The organism is Streptomyces sp. NPDC026417, assembly GCF_055567695.1.
Genome location: NZ_JBVHPY010000007.1, coordinates 310,463 through 314,256 on the forward strand (window position 1 = coordinate 310,463; position 3,794 = coordinate 314,256).

Below are 3,794 nucleotides of genomic sequence, written 5' to 3' on the forward strand. Positions count from 1 at the left end.
GCGGGGGGCGGTAATGATCGTTGTTCCCCTCCCCCCCCCCCCTCCTCCCCCCCCCCCCCCCCCCCCCCCCCCCCCCCCCCCCCCCCCCCCCCCCCCCGCAGCAGGGTCCTACTTCAGGGCGACACCGTCGCCGTAGGCGGTCACGCTGCTCGTCGTGCCGGTGCCGGCGAACTTCCAGCGCCAGGTCCCGGCGGAGTTCGCGGTGACCGTCGTCCGGAGCTTGCCGCTGCTGTCCGTCGTCGCGGACTTCACGGTCGTGTACGTCGAGGAACCGGACTTCTTGAACTGCAGCGCCACCGACTGGCCGCTGTAGCCGGCGTAGGCGTTGGTGTCCCAGTTGGCCCGGGTCAACTGACCGGTGACGGTGAGCGTGCCGCCCCGGGTGACCGGCTCGGGCGAGGCCTGGGTGTTCGCCAGCTTGGCGTACCGCTTCACCTTGACCGGCGCGCTGTCCTCGAGGTCGTAGAAGTCGCCGTCGTTGGCGGCGGCCTCCGCGGTGAAGTGCCACGTGCCGGCGGAGCTGTTCTTGAGGTCGTAGTAGTCCGTGCGGTCGGCCTCCAGGGTGAACTGGAAGACGCACTTCCTGGTCGTCGACGAGGGCCGGGTGCAGTCGGCGGTGCCGGCGTGGACGATCCGGTCGTCGGGGCTGACCAGCTTGGCGCCGTAGATGTCCTTGATCCCGGAGCCGTCCTTGGCGGTGGCGGTGACCGTCACCTTCTGCGCCGCGCTGACCCCCACGTCGACCGTCGTCCTGCTGAAGCTCAGCGCGGTGAAGACGGTGTCGCCCTTGCTCGTGTCCGCCTGGGCGGCGGGCGACGCGAACGAGAGCAGTGCCAGAGTGCCGGCGGCGGCGCCCACGGCGGTACGAATGCGCATGTTTCTCCACGAATGATGAGCCGGATCCTGGTCCGGGCGCGTAGGAGACCCATGGCGGGGGCGGTTGGTTGTACGGATCACGTGCCTGCCGACAGATGCGCGGCCGTGCAGGCCGAAGGGGAAGGGGGAGGGAACGCCGTACGACGACGACGTTCCCTCCCCCTTCCCCGGATGCCGGCGGGTGCTACTCCGGGGCGCCGCCGAAGCGCTCCTTGTACGTCTCCAGGTCCTCGTCCGTGAGCTTGGCGAAGAGGACCGGGGGGACCGTGAAGGGGGTGCCGGCCGGGACCGAGGTGAGGGCCCTGGCCTCGTCCGCGGACACCCAGGTCGCCGTGTCGTCGGGCAGGGAGAACGCGGAGCGCATCGCCGAGGCCGACGCGGGGATGAAGGGTTCCGAGACCACCGAGTAGAGGTGGATCAGGTTCATCGCCGTGCGCAGCGTCAGCGCCGCACCCTCCTGGTCGGTCTTGATCTCCAGCCAGGGGGCCTTCTCCTCCAGGTAGGAGTTGCCCGCCGACCACAGCGCGCGCAGCGCGGCGGCGGCCTTGCGGAACTGGAGCGACTCCATCTGCTCCTCGTACTCGGCGAGCAGCCGCGCGATCTCCTCGCCCAGCTTCGCCTCGGCCTCACCGGCCGCCGCGCCCGCCGGGACCTCGTCACCGAAGCGCTTGCGGGAGAAGGACAGCACGCGGTTGACGAAGTTGCCGAGGGTGTCGGCCAGGTCCTTGTTCACCGTGGCCGTGAAGTGCTCCCAGGTGAAGGACGAGTCGTCCGACTCGGGGGCGTTGGCGATGAGGAAGTAGCGCCAGTAGTCCGCCGGGAGGATCTCCAGGGCGTGGTCCGTGAAGACACCGCGCTTCTGCGACGTGGAGAACTTCCCGCCGTAGTACGTCAGCCAGTTGAAGGCCTTGACGTAGTCGACCTTCTTCCACGGCTCGCGCACGCCCAGCTCGGTGGCCGGGAACATCACCGTGTGGAAGGGGACGTTGTCCTTGGCCATGAACTCCGTGTAGCGGACGTCGGCCGCGCCGTCCGGCTCGTACCACCAGGACTTCCAGTCGCGGTTCTCCTCGGGAGCGGCGTCCGCCCACTCCTTCGTCGCGCCGATGTACTCGATCGGGGCGTCGAACCAGACGTAGAAGACCTTGCCCTCGGCGGCCAGCTCCGGCCACGTGTCGGCCGGGACCGGGACGCCCCAGTCCAGGTCGCGGGTGATCGCGCGGTCGTGCAGGCCCTCGGTCAGCCACTTGCGGGCGATGGAGGAGGCCAGCTGCGGCCAGTCCTCGGAGGCCCCGTCGATCCAGGCCTCCACCTCGTGCTGGAGCTTCGACTGGAGCAGGAAGAGGTGCTTGGTCTCCCGGACCTCCAGGTCCGTCGAACCGGAGATCGCCGAGCGGGGGTTGATCAGGTCGGTCGGGTCCAGGACGCGCGTGCAGTTCTCGCACTGGTCGCCGCGGGCCTTGTCGTAACCGCAGTGCGGGCAGGTGCCCTCGACGTAGCGGTCCGGCAGGAAGCGGCCGTCCGCCGGCGAGTACACCTGGCGGATCGCGCGCTCCTCGATGAACCCGTTCTCGTACAGGCGGCGGGCGAAGTGCTGCGTCAGCTCCGCGTTCTGCGGGGAGGAGCTGCGGCCGAAGTGGTCGAAGGCCAGCGCGAAGCCGTCGTAGACCGCCTTCTGCGCGTCGTGCGCCTGGGCGCAGAACTCGTCGACCGGCAGGCCCTGCTCCTTGGCGGCCAGCTCGGCCGGGGTGCCGTGCTCGTCCGTCGCGCAGATGTAGAGGACGTCGTGGCCGCGCTGGCGGAGGTACCGGGAGTACACGTCCGCCGGGAGCATGGACCCCACCATGTTGCCCAGGTGCTTGATCCCGTTGATGTACGGAAGGGCGCTGGTGATGAGGTGTCGAGCCATCGCGGGCTGCTCCCAAGTCGCTACGTGCGGTGACGGATGTCGATTCCGGCTGCACCGCCGGGCCGTCGTACGAACCTTGAAATCGTAGCCGACACGGCCGGGCCGCCCGCTTCCCGTTTTACGGGGTGGGAAGCGGGCGGCCGGGGAGCGGGGCCGCAGGGGGCCGCGAGGGTTACGGGCGCCAGTTCGCGAGGACGCCCTCGTAGACCTCGGCGTCCGTCAGCTCGCGCGGGGCCGGGCCCGCGTGGAAGAAGGCGGCGTTGTCCGCCTTCAGCTTGCGGAGGTAGTCGAAGCCCTTCGCCTCGTGCTCGCCGAACGCGACGAACGAGAAGAAGAGGGGCAGCTTCGCGGCGTCCGCGAGGGCCTGGTTGGCGGGGCCCTTGGCGTCGGGGGCGCCGTCCGTCTGGAAGACGACCAGCGCCGGGTCCTTCGTGCCCGACTTCTCGTAGTGCGTCACGATCTCCTCGATCGCGGCGTGGTAGCTGGTGCGGCCCATGTGTCCGAGGCCCGCGTGCAGCTCGTCGATCCTGCCCTCGTGCGCGGGGAGGGTCAGGTCGCCGGTGCCGTCCAGCTCCGTGGAGAAGAAGACGACGTGGACCGCGGCGTCCTCGTCGAGGTGGGCGGCGAGGGCGAGGACCTGCTCGCCCAGGGCCTGGGCGGAGCCGTCCTTGTAGTACGGGCGCATGGAGCCGGAGCGGTCGAGGACGAGGTAGACCTTGGCACGGGTGCCGGTGAGGTCCCTCTTCTCGAGGGCCGTGCCGGCTTCCTTGTACGCGGTGACCAGGCTCGGGGCCTTCGACTTCACGCGGGTGAGGGGGAGGGCGGGGGTGGGGTCCGCGGTCTGGGTGGGGGCCGGGGCGGTCTTCGGCGTCGCCTTCGGCTTCGCCTCGGCCTCGGTCTTCGGCGTCGCTTTCGGCTTCGCCTCGGCCTCGGTCTTCGGCGTCGCTTTCGGCTTCGCCTCGGCCTCGGTCTTCGGCGTCGCTTTCGGCTTCGCCTCGGCCTCGGTCTT

At 70.2% G+C, this 3,794-nt stretch carries 3 protein-coding genes; all 3 read right to left on the reverse strand.

Going from position 1 to position 3,794, the window contains the following annotated elements; translation table 11 throughout:
- Positions 1-108: 108 nt before the first annotated feature.
- Positions 109-876, reverse strand: coding sequence for a calcium-binding protein (locus ACZ4NT_RS14410; protein WP_121405085.1), 768 nt, complete (start codon positions 874-876; stop codon positions 109-111).
- A gap of 184 nt (positions 877-1,060) precedes the next feature.
- Positions 1,061-2,785 carry a methionine--tRNA ligase gene (metG, locus tag ACZ4NT_RS14415; protein WP_121405086.1) on the reverse strand — a complete coding sequence of 575 codons (1,725 nt, stop codon included), beginning with the start codon at positions 2,783-2,785 and terminating at the stop codon, positions 1,061-1,063.
- Positions 2,786-2,957: 172 nt separating this feature from the next.
- Positions 2,958-3,794 (reverse strand): VWA domain-containing protein (locus tag ACZ4NT_RS14420; RefSeq protein WP_467725432.1); only part of this gene is annotated, 837 nt, incomplete at its 5' end.

What these genes read in the sequence shown, in the direction of transcription:
- ACZ4NT_RS14410 (WP_121405085.1), bottom strand. Translation starts at nt 876, where the DNA reads ATGCGCATTCGTACCGCCGTGGGCGCCGCCGCCGGCACTCTGGCACTG.
- metG (WP_121405086.1), bottom strand. Translation starts at nt 2,785, where the DNA reads ATGGCTCGACACCTCATCACCAGCGCCCTTCCGTACATCAACGGGATC.